This is a genomic window from Xanthomonas sp. NCPPB 1132 (assembly GCF_056629235.1).
In genome coordinates, this window is sequence record NZ_CM152819.1 from 1,033,553 (window position 1) to 1,048,440 (window position 14,888).

The 14,888-nt window shown below is 70.7% G+C and carries 16 protein-coding genes; 3 read left to right on the forward strand and 13 right to left on the reverse strand.

The annotated features are described in order from the left end of the window. Positions 1-19: 19 nt before the first annotated feature. The 7 genes from AC1G9L_RS04495 to AC1G9L_RS04525 form a co-directional block, all read right to left on the reverse strand. Positions 20-580, reverse strand: a complete 561-nt coding sequence (locus AC1G9L_RS04495) for a nucleoside deaminase (RefSeq protein WP_010340017.1) — start codon at positions 578-580, stop codon at positions 20-22. Next, positions 580-987, reverse strand: a complete 408-nt coding sequence (locus tag AC1G9L_RS04500; RefSeq protein ID WP_010340018.1) for a hypothetical protein — start codon at positions 985-987, stop codon at positions 580-582. Before AC1G9L_RS04500 ends, AC1G9L_RS04495 begins: the two co-directional genes overlap by 1 nt. Before the next feature lie 58 nt (positions 988-1,045). After that, on the reverse strand, positions 1,046-1,429 hold the full coding sequence (locus tag AC1G9L_RS04505; protein WP_019801494.1) for a secretin and TonB N-terminal domain-containing protein: 384 nt from the start codon (positions 1,427-1,429) through the stop codon (positions 1,046-1,048). A 47-nt stretch (positions 1,430-1,476) separates the two neighbouring features. Then, on the reverse strand, positions 1,477-2,436 hold the full coding sequence (locus tag AC1G9L_RS04510; protein WP_481070357.1) for a DMT family transporter: 960 nt from the start codon (positions 2,434-2,436) through the stop codon (positions 1,477-1,479). A 24-nt stretch (positions 2,437-2,460) separates the two neighbouring features. Continuing rightward, positions 2,461-3,258 carry a helix-turn-helix transcriptional regulator gene (locus tag AC1G9L_RS04515; protein WP_481070358.1) on the reverse strand — a complete coding sequence of 266 codons (798 nt, stop codon included), beginning with the start codon at positions 3,256-3,258 and terminating at the stop codon, positions 2,461-2,463. A 116-nt stretch (positions 3,259-3,374) separates the two neighbouring features. Then, on the reverse strand, positions 3,375-4,298 hold the full coding sequence (locus AC1G9L_RS04520; RefSeq protein WP_481070359.1) for an IS110 family RNA-guided transposase: 924 nt from the start codon (positions 4,296-4,298) through the stop codon (positions 3,375-3,377). A gap of 403 nt (positions 4,299-4,701) precedes the next feature. Next, positions 4,702-6,456, reverse strand: a complete 1,755-nt coding sequence (locus AC1G9L_RS04525) for a glutamine--tRNA ligase/YqeY domain fusion protein (protein WP_019799252.1) — start codon at positions 6,454-6,456, stop codon at positions 4,702-4,704. 258 nt (positions 6,457-6,714) lie between these two features. Between AC1G9L_RS04525 and AC1G9L_RS04530 the strand changes: the two genes are divergently transcribed. Beyond that, positions 6,715-6,942: a putative signal transducing protein gene (locus AC1G9L_RS04530; RefSeq protein WP_019799251.1), complete on the forward strand. Its 228-nt coding sequence runs from the start codon at positions 6,715-6,717 to the stop codon at positions 6,940-6,942. A 60-nt stretch (positions 6,943-7,002) separates the two neighbouring features. Here the strand turns inward: AC1G9L_RS04530 and AC1G9L_RS04535 are convergent, their stop codons facing one another. Genes AC1G9L_RS04535 through AC1G9L_RS04545 form a run of 3 tightly spaced genes read right to left on the reverse strand, consistent with a single transcriptional unit; the run spans position 7,003 to position 10,108 of the window. Continuing rightward, a complete protein-coding gene (locus AC1G9L_RS04535) occupies positions 7,003-7,497 on the reverse strand; it encodes a response regulator (RefSeq protein ID WP_019799250.1) in 495 nt (164 codons plus the stop codon). After that, entirely contained in the window at positions 7,494-9,404 is a 1,911-nt protein-coding gene (locus AC1G9L_RS04540) for an ATP-binding protein (RefSeq protein WP_481070360.1), read from the reverse strand. Before AC1G9L_RS04540 ends, AC1G9L_RS04535 begins: the two co-directional genes overlap by 4 nt. Continuing rightward, positions 9,401-10,108, reverse strand: coding sequence for a helix-turn-helix transcriptional regulator (locus tag AC1G9L_RS04545; RefSeq protein ID WP_481070361.1), 708 nt, complete (start codon positions 10,106-10,108; stop codon positions 9,401-9,403). The genes AC1G9L_RS04540 and AC1G9L_RS04545 overlap by 4 nt, the downstream gene beginning before the upstream one ends. A gap of 127 nt (positions 10,109-10,235) precedes the next feature. Here AC1G9L_RS04545 and AC1G9L_RS04550 point away from each other — a divergent pair, with 127 nt between their 5' ends. Together AC1G9L_RS04550 and msrA are read left to right on the forward strand one after the other, a co-directional pair. After that, the gene (locus AC1G9L_RS04550) at positions 10,236-10,760 is read left to right on the forward strand and encodes an SgcJ/EcaC family oxidoreductase (RefSeq protein WP_481070362.1); all 525 of its coding nucleotides are present in this window, start codon (positions 10,236-10,238) and stop codon (positions 10,758-10,760) included. A gap of 100 nt (positions 10,761-10,860) precedes the next feature. Beyond that, positions 10,861-11,511: a peptide-methionine (S)-S-oxide reductase MsrA gene (msrA, locus tag AC1G9L_RS04555; RefSeq protein WP_019802008.1), complete on the forward strand. Its 651-nt coding sequence runs from the start codon at positions 10,861-10,863 to the stop codon at positions 11,509-11,511. 86 nt (positions 11,512-11,597) lie between these two features. On the opposite strand, the gene AC1G9L_RS04560 is transcribed toward msrA, so the two are convergent. The 3 genes from AC1G9L_RS04560 to tal all read right to left on the reverse strand — a co-directional run bounded on the left by AC1G9L_RS04560 (position 11,598) and on the right by tal (position 14,843). Further along, positions 11,598-12,827, reverse strand: a complete 1,230-nt coding sequence (locus AC1G9L_RS04560; RefSeq protein ID WP_481070363.1) for a hypothetical protein — start codon at positions 12,825-12,827, stop codon at positions 11,598-11,600. A 190-nt stretch (positions 12,828-13,017) separates the two neighbouring features. After that, the gene (locus tag AC1G9L_RS04565; protein ID WP_481070364.1) at positions 13,018-13,587 is read right to left on the reverse strand and encodes a type 1 glutamine amidotransferase family protein; all 570 of its coding nucleotides are present in this window, start codon (positions 13,585-13,587) and stop codon (positions 13,018-13,020) included. Between the two features lie 287 nt (positions 13,588-13,874). Continuing rightward, a complete protein-coding gene (tal, locus tag AC1G9L_RS04570; RefSeq protein ID WP_019802011.1) occupies positions 13,875-14,843 on the reverse strand; it encodes a transaldolase in 969 nt (322 codons plus the stop codon). Between the last annotated feature and the right edge of the window lie 45 nt (positions 14,844-14,888).

Below are 14,888 nucleotides of genomic sequence, written 5' to 3' on the forward strand. Positions count from 1 at the left end.
CAAGCCTTCGCCGGCGGCGTCAGTAGCGGGGGCTGTCGAGTTCGCCGTAGCGGCGCAGCACCGCGCAGGCGGCGTCGCGGTGCAGGCCGCGCACCACCTCGATGCCGCGGCGCTGCAGTTCGCCCACCCAGTCCGCCGGCAGCGGGCCTTCGTCGAACGGGGTCAGCGCCATCACGTCCTCGGCGCTGGCGCCGATCAGCAGGCGGTCGATGCCGGCCCAGATGGTGGCGCCGTAGCACTGGCAGCATGGCTGCGAGGAAGTCGCGAGGGTCACCGGCGACAGCACCGCGTTCAGCCGTGGGGTCTGCAGGCGCTGCTGGGCCAGCATGTAGGCCATGTTCTCGGCATGCGCCAGCGATGTGGTCTGCGGCACCACACGGTTCACGCCGACGGCGATGATGCGGTGGTCCGGGCCGAACACCGCCGCGCCGAATGGGCCGCCGCTGCCGGCGTCCACGTTCAGCCGCGACAGTTCCACCGCCAGCGCGACCTTGTCGGCGTCGCTGGCGTAGACGGCCTGCGGATCGACCGCGTCGTGGATCCAGGCGGGCAGGGTGAGGTGGACTTGCGCGTAGAGCATCAGCGGACGGGTTCGGCAGGCTGGGGGGCGCGCAGTGTATCGGCTTGCGCGGGGCGCGCGCTGCATTGCCCGGCCACGCACGAGCAGCCGGCGATCGCGGGCGAGCCGCACACGCTCATGCGCCCGCTGGCCTGGCACTGCGCCATCACGCCCTGCGGATCGGTAGGGCTGTCGCGGTTGACGCAGGCCGGCATCGCGCCGCAGCAGTTGCCGACGTTCTTGATCGTGCAGTCGGCATCGGTGCGGCAGCTGGTGTCGACCTTGATCGGCAGGCCCGGTGCGGATGCCGCTTGCGCCGGCGCCGGCACCGCCGGCTTGGCGGTTTCGCTGCGCGCGCAGGCGCTGGACAGCAGCATGCCGGCGAGCAGGCACAGGGAACACAGCATCGACGCGAAATGGCGGGACATGGCGACCTTCCGTGCGGTGGAGTGCGGCCATGGTAGCAATCCCTGCGCCGCCGCCGGCTCAGCGGCGCACGACCGTCAGCGTGTCCGCGTTCTCCTGCGCGATCCGCAACGCCGTGCCGTCCAGTGCCTGGTGCAGCGCCTGGCGGATGCTGACCTGTCCCTGCACCGCGTTGACCGGCAGCGACGCCAGGCTGGGATCGCGGTACACGACCATGCAGCCGGTGGCGTGGGCCAGCTGCTGCGACACCTCATCGAAGCGCCCGGCCGGCAGGTCGTAGGCATGGTCGGGGACGGCGTCGCACTTGCCGGTTGCCATCGGTGCGCTGGCGGTGACGGCCGAGTCCGGTGTCGCGGGGGAAGGTGCGGTGGAAGCGTTGCTGCAGCCGGCGAGTGCGAAGACCAGCGCGAGGGCGGGGCAGCAACGGTGCAGGACGGTGTGCATGGCGCGATTCCCGTGGGAGGACCTGCGCAAAGTCTAGGCAGCGCCGCTTAACCGGGCTTGGCTTCGCGCACGGCGGGTTGCGGCCGCGCATGCACCAGGGTGCACCACAGCACGCCGCCGAGCAGGCAGGCGATCGCCAGCAGTTCCAGCGCGGTCGGCCAGCGCTGCTCCCACAGGAAGCCGTACAGCAGCGCGAACACGGTCTCGAACACGATCATCTGCCCGACCAGGGTCAGCGGCAGCAGCCGGCTGGCGTGGTTCCAGCAGGCGTTGCCGATCACCGAAGCGAACAGCGCCAGCACCAGCGCCATGCCCCAGAAGCGCATCCACTCGGGGCCGGCGTGTGGCGTGCCGGCCAGCGCGAACGCCGGCAGCGCCAGGCCCAGGGCCAGCGCGCCGGTGACCACGCCGGTCAGCAGCGACCAGTCGCGGCCGGACAGGTCCGGGCGCCGCCGCAGCCAGCGCGCGTTCTTGATCGAATAGGCGGTCCAGCACGCCAGCGCGCCGACCGCGCAGGCCAGTCCCGCCGCACGCAGGCCGAGGCTGGCCGGAATGTGCGGCCGCGCCTCGGCCAGGGTCTGCACCGCGACCAGCGCCACCCCGAGCACGCACAGCGCGCAGGGCGCGGCGAGCCGGCGCAGGCGGACCGCGCCGGCCGCGCGCGAACCGATCACGGTGACCGCCGCCGGCAGCAGGCCGATGATCAGCGCGGTGGCGGCGCCGCCGGCCCACTGCACCGCGCTGCCCAGCAGCACGTAGTAGACGATGTTGCCGAGCAGGCTCAGACGCAGCAGCGCCCACCATTCGGCCGCGCCCAGCGGCGCGGCGGCGGCGCGCCAGCGCGGCAGCAGCACCACGGCGGCGATGGCGCCATAGGCCAGGTAGCGCGAGATGGCCAATTGCAGCGGCGAAAAGGCGCTGAGCAATTGCGGCGCCAGGAACACCAGGCCCCACAGCGCGCCCGCGACCATGCCGCTGCCGACCCCTGCCCATAGACGTTCGCGCATGCGTTCGTTTCCGTATCGGCCGTGTCAGCCGTGACGGCTCAGCATGCCGGCGCCGGCAGCGGCCGGCTTGTCCCAGACTCCTGTCCTGGCGCCTGGCGCCTGGCGATGACGGCGGCGGTAGGCGGACGGGGTCTGCCCGGTGCTGCGCTTGAGCGCGCGGGTCAGCGCGCTCTGGTCGGCATAGCCGCTGTCCTGGGCCAGGGCGGCGATCGGCCGGTTGCCATGCGCCAGCTGTCGGCGCACCCAGTCCAGCCGCCGTGCCGCCACCCAGTCCTGCGGCGTGCGTCCGAACGCAGCGCGGAACAGCGCGTGCAGGCGACTCGGGCTCAGGTGCGCCACCTGCGCCATGCGCCGCACCGGCCAGTCCTGGCCGGGCGCGGCCTCGATGCGGCGGCACAGCGCCTGCAGCCGCTGCCAGCCGCGTGGCGCGGTGTCTGCCTGCAGCCAGGCCAGCACGGCGGCGCCGGCATCGGCATGGGCGATCGCGAGGTGTGGATGCGGTGCCTGGGTCGCGAGCAGATCCTGCAGGGGAGGGGGCAGGTCGAGGAATGGCTGTCGCCGCAGGCGCTCCAGTGCATCGTCGCCAAAGGTATCGGTTGTGCAATCGACGACCAGGAAGCGGTTGGCGTCCAGCGCGCACTGCGCATGCCGGGTCTGCGGCGCGACCACCGCGGCGCGGAAACGGTCCAGATAGCCGCCGCGGCCGTCCACCTCCAGTTCCATCGAGCCGTGCAACGGCAGCACCAACTGCACGTGGTCGTGCTGATGGGCGGCGCCGTCGCGGCCGTAGCTGCGCAGGCTCAGGGATGGGGCGGGGGACATGCCCGTTACGCTAGCGCGCGGGCGGTGGCGGGGGAAGGGCGGGATTCGGGATTCGGGATTCGAGATTCGAGATTCGCAACAGCCGCGTGTTGCGCTGTCGTCGTAGGAGTCAACTGTCATGCACCTGCGATGACAGGAGGAGCGTACGGGGCCTGATCGCGCGCGATGGCATTGAGCCAGCGCAGGAACTTGTGCATGCAGGCGACGATGGCGACCTTGGCCGGCTTGCCCGCTGCGCGCAGACGTGCGTAGGTGTTGGCCAAGGGGGATTTGGCGCGGATGCTGGCCCAGGTGGCCATGTACAGCACGCGCCGCACGTCGGCACGTCCACCTTTGATGCGGCGCTGGCCTTTCCAGCAGCCGCTGTCGTGATTGAACGGGGCCAGCCCGACCATGGCAGCGAGCTTGCGTGGCGGCAGCGTGCCCAGCTCTGGCAGCCGCGCGGCCAGAACCGCGCGCAGGATCGTGCCGAGCCCAGGCACCTTGGGTAGGCTCGAGCAGGTCTTGCCCTGCTGCCCGATCTCCTGCGTCAACGTCTGGATCTGCTGGTTCAGCAGGGCGATCACCTCTCGGCAGCGGTGTTGCACCTTGGCGCTGGTGATGTGCTCCAGGCGCCGCCGATGGGCATCACGCTGGCTCACCAGGGTGGCACGCAGGTCCAGCAGTTCGCGAAGAGACTGCTGGTGCCCGGGCACCACGGGCGTGGGGGTGGTCGGGATGTGCTGGGCGGCGATGGCCAGCAGGCGCGCGTCCAGGGCATCGGTCTTGGCATGCAGGCCCAAGGCCTGGGCGAGCTTGCGCGGACGATCGGCGGGCATCCGCACCACGGGCAGATCGGCCTGCCGCAACACTTGCAGCACGGCACGTTCGTACCCACCGCTGGCTTCCAGCACGATCCGCTCGCAGTCCATCCCAGCCAGACGTTGGGCCAGCGCACGCTGCCCCTGTGGCGTATTGGGCTGGGTCCAGGCCTGCTCGTCCGGCAGGACATGAATGACCAGCTCGGCCTTGGATACATCGATCCCGACATGGCGCCGCATAGACGTTCTCCGCAGTAGACTCATGGACGAGAGCGCTCCTGCCGATGCCCATGCTTGTGGAGTTCGAGCTCGTCACTCGGGCAACTGTTCGGGCTTGTCAGGCAGGAGAACCGGAGTGCGGCGGCGCTGACTCCTACTCGTGCTTGCTGGCACTGCGGCTAAACGGCCTGCCGCACTCCGCTCTCACCTACAACGATAGACCCTTATTTGACACAAGCGGCTTCAGCCGCGACCCTGGGTTTCCGGTCAGTCCCGTCGCCGCTGAAGCCGCTCCTACGGACGCTTCAAGCGTTTCATCGCGGTGCGTGCCAGCTGCGGTGCGGAGACCAGGCGCCGCTATCGGCCGGCGCTGGCCCATGCGGGGCGCTGCGCGTGCGGCCGCGAGGACAGCACGCGCACTGCGTCAGGCGCCGCCCTGGCCGCTGCTCCAGGTATCGCGCAACGTCACGCTGCGGTTGAACACCGGCGCGTCGGCGCGGTGGTCGTAGCGGTCGGCGACGAAATAGCCGGTGCGCTCGAACTGGAACGCCTGCTCCGGCGCGGCCTGGGCGGCGGCGGGTTCGACGTAGCCGCGCACGCTGCGCTTGGAGGCGGGATTGAGATAGTCGCGGTAGGTCTTGCCGTCGGACTCGTCGTCGGGCTTCTCCACCGAGAACAGGCGGTCGTACAGGCGGATCTCCGCCTCCACCGCGTGCGCGGCGCTGACCCAGTGGATGGTGCCCTTGACCTTGCGGTTGGCGCCTTCCATGCCCGGGCGCGATTCCGGGTCGAGCCAGCCGCGCAGTTCCACGATCTCGCCGGCGTCGTTCTTGATCACTTCGTCGACGCGGGCGATGCCGGCGCCGCGCAGGCGCACTTCGCCGCCCGGCACCAGCCGCTTCCAGCCCTTGGGCGGGACTTCGGCGAAGTCCTCGCGCTCGATCCACAGCTCGCGCGAGAACGGCACCTCGCGCGTGCCGAAGCCCTCGTCCTTGGGATGGTTGGAGAAGGTCAGCGTTTCGCTGTGGCCCTCGGGCAGGTTGCTCAGCACCAGCTTCAGCGGCTCGATCACCGCCATGCGCCGCGCGGCATGCGCGTCCAGGTCTTCGCGCAGGCAGCCTTCCAGCACCGAGAAGTCGATCACCGAGTTCTGCTTGCTGATGCCGACGCGGTCGACCAGCAGGCGCAGCGCGGCCGGCGTGTAGCCGCGGCGGCGCAGGCCCTGCAGGGTGTACATGCGCGGGTCGTCCCAGCCGTCGACCAGGCCTTCGGCGACGAGTTGGGTCAGCTTGCGCTTGCTCATCACCGTGTAGTTGATGTTGAGCCGCGAGAACTCGATCTGCCGCGGCTTGGCCGCCTCGCGCGGCAGGCCCTTGTCCAGCAGCGGCTGCAGCAGTTCCGGGTGGCCGGCCAGGTCGACCTTGTCCACGCACCAGTCGTACAGCGGGCGGTGGTCCTCGAACTCCAGGGTGCACAGTGAGTGGGTGATGCCTTCCACCGCATCGCCCAGCGAATGCGCGAAGTCGTACATCGGGTAGATCGGCCAGGCGTTGCCGGTGTTCTGGTGCTCGACGTGCTTGATCCGGTACAGCGCCGGGTCGCGCAGGTTGATGTTGCCGCTGCTCATGTCGATCCTGGCGCGCAGGGTGCGCGCACCGTCCGGGAACTCGCCGGCACGCATGCGCCGGAACAGGTCCAGGTTCTCCTCGACGCTGCGGGTGCGGTACGGCGAGTCGCGGCCCGGCTCGGTGAGGGTGCCGCGGTATTCGCGCACCTGCTCGGCGGAGAGGTCGCAGACGAAGGCGTGGCCGTCGCGGATCAGCTTCTCGGCGGCCAGGTAGTACACCTCGAAATAGTCAGAGGCATGGCGCAGCTCGGCCCAGTCGAAGCCCAGCCAGCGCACGTCGTCCTGGATCGCGGCGACGAATTCGGGATCTTCCTTGGCCGGGTTGGTGTCGTCGAAGCGCAGGTTGCAGCGCCCGCCGAACTCGGCGGCGATGCCGAAGTCCAGGCAGATCGCCTTGGCGTGGCCGATGTGCAGATAGCCGTTGGGCTCGGGCGGGAAGCGGGTGCGGATGGCCGTGTGCTTGCCGCTGGCCAGGTCATCGCGGACGATCTGGCGGATGAAGTCTTTCTTCTCGGCCGGGGCGGAGGCGTCGGTGGCGGGGGTGTCGGACATGCGCGCGTCAACAAATTGGGTGCGCAACAGTCTACTCGGGTCAACAAACGTTGACCCTATGTTGACGTTTGTTGACGCTGGGGGCTCGGTTCGGCTGGCTGCGACCGGCGTCTCCAGCGTACTCTGCCGATCTCCCTTTGCGAGAACGCGCCATGCCTTTGCTCAGCCTCGTTATCGGCGCCCAGACCCTGTCTGCGAGCGTGCGGCGCGTCTCCCGTGCCGTCGCCAATGTCGCTGTGTACGGCTGAGGGCGCCGCCATGCAGATCGCCTACCGCGCCCAACAGCTGATCGATGCGCACCTGGCCAAGCACGCGCTGGAGGACGCCGGCATCACCGCCTTCGTGTTCGGCGAGGCCCTGCTTGGCGGCGCCGGCGAACTGCCGTTCGGCGTGGTCCAGGTCTGCGTGGCCGACGAACTGCTGGAAAAGGCCCAGGAAGTGCTGATGGCATTGGGCCTGGGCGGCCAGGTGACGCGGGCGATGTAGGGGTGGGGCCGAGATTGGGGAGTCGGGATTGGGGATTCGTAACGGCAAGCACTCCCGCTTCTACGAATCCCCAATCCCCAATCCCGAATCTCCGCCCCTCGTCGACCAGCCCGGCGGCGCGGCATCGGCCACGGCCAGGCCGCGCAGTCGCTTGAACAGCACCACGGTCTCGGCCACGTTCCAGACCCGCAGGGCCACTTCGAAGGTGTCCAGCGGCTTGGTCAGGAAATCCTTGGCGCCCAGGCCGAGGGCGCGGTGGCGTGCGCTGCGGCTGGGGTCGGCGGTGAGCACGATCACCGGCAGGAAGCTGGACGGGCCGGCCAGCCGCGCCAGTTGCTCCAGGATCGCGTAGCCGTCCAGCTCCGGCATCATCAGGTCGAGCAGGATCAGGTCCGGCGCGAATGCGGCGACCAGCCCCAGCACCCGCTGCGGGTCGGTGGTCGCCACCACCTGGCGGAAACCTTCGCGCTGCAGCAGTTCCTCCAGCAGGCGGACGTTGGCCGGTTCGTCGTCGACGATCAGGATGCGCGCGGCGAGGACATCGTTGCGGGTCATGCGAGGTGTCGGTCCAGAACGGAGAAGAAGTCGGCCACGTCCAGCGGCTTGGTCAGGTAGGCGCACACCGGATCGCCCTGCACGCGCGCCAGCGTGGTCGCGGTGGCATCGGCACTGACCACCACCACCGGGATCGCTGCGGTGTGCGGCTGCGCGCGCAGCGCCTGCAGCAGCTCCTCGCCGTTGCCGTCGCTCAGGTGCAGATCGAGCAGGATCAGGTCCGGCGTGGCCTGCTGCAGATGCGCGTGCGCCTGCGCCAGGCTGGCGGCCTCGTGCAGGCGCCAGTGCGGGCGGCGTTCGACCAGGGTACGGATCAGCGCCTGGTTGGACGGGTTGTCTTCCACGCTCAGCAACTGGCGATGTCCCCCGCCCGCCGTCGTCGTCGCCACGGCCAGGTCCGGCTGCGCCGCGGCCTGCGGCCGGTCCAGCGGCAGCGCGATCGTGAACCGCGATCCGTCCGGGCCGCTGTCCACGGCGATGCGCCCGCCCATCGCCTCGGTCAGGCGCTTGCTCAGCGCCAGGCCCAGGCCGGTGCCTTCGATCGCCGAGCGCTCGGCGCCGAGGCGCTCGAACGGCGTGAACAAGCGTTCCACCTGTGCCGGCGTCAGGCCGTGGCCCTGGTCGTGCACGGTCAGCGCCAGGGACTGGCCTTCGGGCACGGCGCTCACCCACACCGCGCCACCCGGGCGGTTGAACTTGATCGCGTTGGACAGCAGGTTGATCAGCACCTGGCGCAGCCGCTGCGGGTCGGCGCGCACCGTCCATTCCGGCGGCAGTTGCGGTGGCCGCAGCACGATGCCGCGCGCCTGCGCCTCCGGCGCGACCAGCCCCAGCGCCTCTTCCAGCGCGGTGCGCACCGGCACCGGGCGTGGGCTCAGGTCGAGCTGGTCGGCCTCGATGCGGGCGATATCCAGCAGTTCGGTGATCAGCCCCAGCAGGTGCCGGCCGGCGCCGAGGATGTGCTGCAGGTGATCGCGCTGCGCCGCGCCCGGCAGGTCCATCTCCAGCAACTGCGCGTAGCCGAGGATGGCGTTGAGCGGGGTGCGCAGTTCGTGGCTGCTGCGCGAGAGGAATTCGGTCTTGGCGCGGTTGGCGCTCTCGGCCTCGCGGCGCGCCGACTGCGCTTCCTCGGCGCGCGCCGCGAGCAGGGTGCTGGCCTGCTGCAGGCGTTGCGCCACCTGGCCCAGTTCGTCGCCGGCCGGCGGCTGCGGCGCCAGTGGCCGGCCGTCGCCGAGGCGGTCGGCGTTGGCCGAGAGCTGGCGCAGGCGGCGCGACAGCGACGAGGCGAACCAGGCCACCGCGAGCACCGCGCCGAGCCCGCCCAGCATTGCTGCGCACAGGGTGATCAGCAGGTTGCGCTGGCGCAGTGCCTGCGCCTTGGCAGTGCGCACCTGCAGCTGCGCGGTCTCGTAGTTGCGCAGCTCGCGCAGTTCCGCGCGCAGGATGTCGAGGGTGACCTTGCCCTCGCGCAGCTGGCGGATCTCTTCCTCGCGGCTCAGGTCCGGCGCCAGCAGCCGCCGCCAGCCCTGCATCTTCTCCTCGAACAGCGGCTGGATGCGGGCGAAGCGCTGCGCCTGGCGCGGATCGGTGATGCGTTGCGACAGGCGCTGCACCACGGTCTTGAGCCGCGGCTCGGCGTCGCGGTACGGGGTCAGGAACGCGTCCTGGCGCACCAGCCGGTAGCCGCGCACGCCGGCGGCGGTCTCGGCCAGCAGCGCATGCGCCTCGTGCAGGTCGCTGAGCAGTTGCAATGTGCGGCGCACGTCGTTCTCGGCGGCGATGTTCTGCCGCTCCACGCTGTAGATCGCCACCAGCGCCGCCACCAGCAGCAACAGCGGCAGCGCCACCAGCGCCAGGCTCTTGCGGGTCAGCGGCCAGTCGTTCCAGCGCCGCGCCAGCGCCCTCACAGCGCCACCCCCGCCTGCACCGCGACCACTGCGGCCTGGGTGCGGTCGGCCACCTGCAGCTTGTGCAGGATGCGTTCGACGTGGACCTTGGCGGTGCCGGCGCTGATGCCCAGCTCGGCGCCGAGCGCGGCATTGGTGAGGCCGCGCGACAGCAGCGCCAGCACCTGCCGCTCGCGCGCGCTGAGCACGGCCAGGCGGTCGGCCTGCGCCGGTTTGCGTCGCCGCGGCGGACGCGGCGGTTCGGCCGCCAGCGGTGCCAGCAGCGCGGCGATCGCGGACAGGGCCTGCACGTCTTCCGGCGCCGGGACGGTGCGGGCGTCCCAGCCCAGGCACAGCGTGCCCAGCGGCACGCCCAGCGCGGCGATCGACAGGCACAGTTCGCCGGCCTCGGCCTCGGCGGCGGCATGGCAGCGCAGGCGCCACGCATGCGCTGGCGCCTCGACAGCGACGCTGGCGCCCGGCGGCAACGCATCGCCCTGGCTGGCCAGCACCAGGCAGCGGGCGCCGCGCACCGCCAGCACGGCGGCGTGCGGGGCCGCCACCAGGACGCTGGCCGGCACGAGCGCGTGCGTGGCGGCCTGCGCGGCATCGCCGGCCTCGCGCAGCGCCGCGGCGGCGGCGGCCACCGCCTGCCAGCGCGCGGCGTCGGCGGCGTCGCGGCGCAGCGCTTCACGCCACTGGCCTGCATTGGAGGGGCTATGCACGCGTGCGTCTCCGATATGCCGAACGGCATATTCGAGGATATGCCGCCCGGCGGATGTTGCGCAAGCCGCCGCCGCCAATACTCGCTTCGCCCCGAGACGGCATCCCCTCAGCACACGGAGACTTCCCATGCGTCGCATCCTGTTCGCCCTGGCACTGGGCCTGACCACCACCACCTCCACCGCGCTGGCCGCGCCGGCGATGCACTACGACGGCCAGCCGGCGACGCCGGCCAGCAGCGCCGAACGCGAGATCGCCGGCCTGTTCGACCGCTGGAACGCGGCGCTGGCCACCGGCAATCCGCAGCGCGTGGCCGACCTGTACGCCCGCGACGGCGTGCTGCTGCCCACCGTGTCCAACCAGGTGCGCGCCAGCCGCGCCGAGATCGAGGACTACTTCAGCCACTTCCTCGCCGCCAAGCCGCGTGGCGCCATCAACTACCGCCAGGTGCGGCTGCTCGACGACGACAGTGCGGTCGATGCCGGCGTCTACACCTTCACCCTGAACAATCCCGACGGCAGCACCCGCCAGGTGCAGGCGCGCTACACCTTCGTCTACGAAAAGCGCGACGGGCGCTGGCTAATCATCAACCACCACAGCTCGGCGATGCCGGAGCCGGTCGCCGCCGCGACGGCCAGCGCTGTCACAAAGTGAACGGCGCGCCTGGTGCCGCCGCGGTGGTGCGGCGCACTTGAAAGCGGACTCCGGCAGCGCCATCCACAGTGCATCGCCGTCGTTGCCAGGAGTCCGTGCCATGTTGGGAATCGGTGCCTTCAAGCAGCGCCTGCCGCGTCCGGGCGAGAGCCTGCCGGGACGCGCGCAGCCGCTGCCGCTGCACAACCGCCACTTCGTCAACGGCCATCCGTTGCGCGACGCCTTCGCCGGCCTGGAGCAGGTGCAGTTCGGCCTGGGCTGCTTCTGGGGCGCCGAACGCAAGTTCTGGTCGCTGCCGGGCGTGTTCAGCACCGCCGTCGGCTACGCCGGCGGCGAGACGCCCAATGCTACCTATCGCGAGGTCTGCTCGGGCCAGACCGGCCACACCGAGGCGGTGCTGGTGGCGTTCGACCCGCAGGCCGTGCGCTTCGAGCAGTTGCTGCAGACCTTCTGGGAAAGCCACGACCCGACCCAGGGCATGCGCCAGGGCAACGACACCGGCACCCAGTACCGCTCGGCGATCTACTGCACCACCCAGGCGCAGTACGCCGCCGCGCTGGCCAGCCGCGATGCCTACCAGCAGCGCCTGGACGCCGCCGGCTACGGCCCCATCACCACCGAAATCCGCTTCCCGGCGCCGCCGTTCTATTACGCCGAGGACGAGCACCAGCAGTATCTGGCCAAGAACCCGGGCGGCTACTGCGGCCTGGGCGGGACCGGGGTGAGTTGCCCGATCGGGCTGGAGGCCTGAGCGGGCGCATCTGCGCATGGTGTGCGCAGGATGCTGTCGCCATCGGGGGGCACCGCGACCGCGGGTGACGTCTTGGCGCGAGCCCGTTACTTCGCGGCACGCGGATCGCGCGTGCTCGCGGCGGCCGGCCGCAGCCGCGCCGCATAGCCGGACAGTTGCAGCGCCTTGCGTGGCGACAGCTCGGCCTTGAGCCGTTCGATCGCTGCGTCGCCGTCACGGCTGCGGCTGAGCGCGTAGTCGGTCCGCGCCAGTTCCAGCGTCGCGCGCTGGCGCACCGTCAGGTTGCCGAAGGGATCGAAGAAGGAATCCACCCGTGTGCGGTCCTGCACGCCGGTCCAGCCGAACGCCAGTTCGACTGGGGTGTCCTCGGCGAGCCGTGCGTAGCGCCGCCGTGCCTCGGCCGGTGCAATGCGGCCGCTCAGCAGCGCCAGGCGCGTCTGCAACAGCGCCGTTTCGGCGGCTGGTGCGTCGGCCGCGTAGGCATCCAGGACGCGGCCCATCCACGCCCAATCGACGTTGCCGGTGTCGGCCTGGGTGCCGAGCAGGTTGAAGGCGAGGATAGCCGCGCGCTGCGTCGCGGTGGTGGCGCGCTCGACCGCGTCCGCCGCCGGGCGCCCCAGCGTTGAGGGCTTGACCAACGCGATCGCCGGATCGTGCGCGAGGATCGCTTCCAGGTCCGGTTTGTGGAAATAGCCGACCACGACCAGCACGGTCTTGCCCGGGTGCGCCAGCGCTGCGGCGCGGATGCGCTGGGCTTGCAGGAAGGTGCGGTACAGGTACAGGCGTCGCGGCAGGTCCTGGTCGGCCCGCGGCGCCGGCGTCTGCGCCCACTTCTGCACCGCGGCCACGTTCTCGGCCGCATCCGCCGCAAAGAAGTCGCGCTGCAGGGCGGCCTTGTCGGGGAACGACAGGAAGCCCTGAAAGCCCTGCTCGCGGCGCAGTTCCAGCGGGGTGTCCAGGTCCACGCCGAAGCCGAGCCTGGCGTCCTCCACCGGCGGCATCCAGTCGATCGGACAGAGGGCGACCGGATGCGCCGCGGCGTATGGCAGGATCACGCCCTGCACCTCGTAGGTGTACTCGTAATAGTCGCCGCGCGCCGCCTGCTCCGGCGGTCGCTCGAGACAGATCGCATCCGGCGCGAGGTGCTCCAGGAACGCGGCAAGCACGCCCGGCTGGTCGCGCTCGGAGACCAGTTGCGCGGCGTGCTCCACGCCCAGGATCGCGACCCGGGTCGGTGCCGGCGTGGCGGCCATGCCGGTGGCGCTGGCGGCAGCCAGCGTCAGCGAAAACAAACAACGCGCCATCCATCCGCGCATGCACTCTCTCCTATCCAGGCCGTGGCAGCACCCTGCCGGCGCGCGGGTGTGCGTGAGCGCCGTTACGTCACGCCCGCCGCGGATCGACCGCGACGCCGCGCGCAGCCGCCGATGGCGGGTTGCATGGTGTGGCGACAAGTGTAGTCACGGCGTGCCGCCGCCGTCTGCATGACAGGTGGCACTGGCCGCGCTAGACGAACTCGGCCGCGAACATCTGCCGCATCTGCGCGATCTGCTCCTCGCGTTCGGGGTGCAGCAGGCGCAGGCATGCCTCGGCGAAGCTGACCGGGCTCGTGCCCGGTGCGGTGATCAGGCCGCCGGCGCTGACCACGCGGCGTTCCTGGTAGTGCGCGCTGCCGGCATAGACGCCGGCGTGCTCGCGCAGGAAGGCTCCGGAGTTGCTGGTATGCGGGCGGGCATCGAGCAGGCCGGCATAGGCCAGGGCCAGGGTCGCGCCGCAGATCGCCGCGACGCCGCGGCCGGCCTCCAGGCGCTGCTGCAGCAACGCGCTCAGGCCCGGAATCTCGCCGGCCTGCCAGCGGTCGCTGCCGGGCAGCAGCCACAGGTCGGCATCCAGCGGCGCCAGGTCCGACAGCGCATGGGTGGGGTGCAGGTCGAGTCCGCCGATCGAGGTGATGGGCTTGCCGTCGATGCTGGCGATCTGGATCGTGTCGCCGAACCAGGCCCGCGCCGCCGGCAGGATGGTGCCGATCTCCCAGTCCGCCACGCCGTCCACCATCACCACTGCGATCGTTGCCATTGCCTTGCCTCTGCACTCGGGCGCGCAGCATAGCCCGGGAAAAGTTGCGGCCGCGCCAACGCTGTTACGAACGTGCCGCAGGTGATGTGCGCTGCTCCTAGTCTGTTTTCGGCGTTCGCGGGGACGTGCACCTTCGCGCTCGCGCAGTGCAACCGCGTGCAGACGTCATCGAATCGATCAGGAGACAGCAGAAAAACGGGGACTCGCTTTTCCCGATTCCCCATTCCCGTTTCCCTATTCCCCGCACCCCAAGCGCAGCATCACCGCGCTTGGGGTGCAGGCAACACTCAGCCGACCAACTTCTGCCGAATCGTGTCGCGCAGGGTCTGCAGGTCCTTGGCGAAGGTGTCGATGCCGCCGGCCAGCTTCTCGGTGGCCATCGGATCGGCGGCCAGGTCGGCGGCGAAGCGCTTGGCGTCGATCGGCTCGATCTTGGCGCCGTCGGCCTGGCCGGGCGAGAGCTTGCGCGGCAGCGGGCCATGGTCGGCGTCGAGCTTCTCCAGCAGGTCCGGCGAAATGGTCAGGCGGTCGCAGCCGGCCAGCGCCTCGATCTGCGCGGTGGAACGGAACGAGGCGCCCATGACCACGGTCTGCGAACCGCGCCGCTTGAACTCGTCGTAGACCCCGCGCACGAACTGCACGCCTGGGTCTTCGTCGATGGTCGCCGGGGTCTGGCCCTTGGCCACGTACCAGTCGAGGATGCGGCCGACGAACGGCGAGATCAGGAATACCCCGGCCTCGGCGCAGGCCAGGGCCTGGGTGCGGTTGAAGATCAGCGTCAGGTTGCAGTCGATGCCGTCCTTCTGCAGCTGCCGCGCGGCCTCGATGCCTTCCCAGGTTGCGGCGACCTTGATCAGGATGCGGTCCTTGGGGATGCCGCGCTCGGCGTACATGGCGATGAACTTGTGCGCCTTGGCGATGGTGGCGGCGGTGTCGTGGGCCAGGTCGGCGTCCACTTCGGTGGACACGCGGCCGGGCACCAGCGCGCTGAGCTTGGCGCCGACGCCGATGGTCAGGCGATCGGCGATCTCGTCGACCAGGGCGGCGTGGTCGCCGTCCTGGCTACGCGCCCAGGCCAGCGCCTCGTCGATCAGGTCGGCATAGACCGGCAGGTCCAGCGCCTTCTTCACCAGGGTCGGGTTGGTGGTGCAGTCCACCGGCTTGAGCCGCTTGATCGCGTCGTAGTCGCCGGTATCGGCCACGACCACGGACAACTCGCGCAACTGGGCGAGCTTGGAGGGGGCGGAAGAGGTCATCGGTATCTCTCGGAAACGAGTGGGAACAAGGATAGGGCCGCGCAC

Coding starts and splice junctions, on each gene's coding strand:
- AC1G9L_RS04495 (WP_010340017.1), bottom strand. CDS start 580: ATGCTCTACGCGCAAGTCCACCTCACCCTGCCCGCCTGGATCCACGAC.
- AC1G9L_RS04500 (WP_010340018.1), bottom strand. CDS start 987: ATGTCCCGCCATTTCGCGTCGATGCTGTGTTCCCTGTGCCTGCTCGCC.
- AC1G9L_RS04505 (WP_019801494.1), bottom strand. CDS start 1,429: ATGCACACCGTCCTGCACCGTTGCTGCCCCGCCCTCGCGCTGGTCTTC.
- AC1G9L_RS04510 (WP_481070357.1), bottom strand. CDS start 2,436: ATGCGCGAACGTCTATGGGCAGGGGTCGGCAGCGGCATGGTCGCGGGC.
- AC1G9L_RS04515 (WP_481070358.1), bottom strand. CDS start 3,258: ATGTCCCCCGCCCCATCCCTGAGCCTGCGCAGCTACGGCCGCGACGGC.
- AC1G9L_RS04520 (WP_481070359.1), bottom strand. CDS start 4,298: ATGCGGCGCCATGTCGGGATCGATGTATCCAAGGCCGAGCTGGTCATT.
- AC1G9L_RS04525 (WP_019799252.1), bottom strand. CDS start 6,456: ATGTCCGACACCCCCGCCACCGACGCCTCCGCCCCGGCCGAGAAGAAA.
- AC1G9L_RS04530 (WP_019799251.1), top strand. CDS start 6,715: ATGCAGATCGCCTACCGCGCCCAACAGCTGATCGATGCGCACCTGGCC.
- AC1G9L_RS04535 (WP_019799250.1), bottom strand. CDS start 7,497: ATGACCCGCAACGATGTCCTCGCCGCGCGCATCCTGATCGTCGACGAC.
- AC1G9L_RS04550 (WP_481070362.1), top strand. CDS start 10,236: ATGCGTCGCATCCTGTTCGCCCTGGCACTGGGCCTGACCACCACCACC.
- msrA (WP_019802008.1), top strand. CDS start 10,861: ATGTTGGGAATCGGTGCCTTCAAGCAGCGCCTGCCGCGTCCGGGCGAG.
- AC1G9L_RS04560 (WP_481070363.1), bottom strand. CDS start 12,827: ATGCGCGGATGGATGGCGCGTTGTTTGTTTTCGCTGACGCTGGCTGCC.
- AC1G9L_RS04565 (WP_481070364.1), bottom strand. CDS start 13,587: ATGGCAACGATCGCAGTGGTGATGGTGGACGGCGTGGCGGACTGGGAG.
- tal (WP_019802011.1), bottom strand. CDS start 14,843: ATGACCTCTTCCGCCCCCTCCAAGCTCGCCCAGTTGCGCGAGTTGTCC.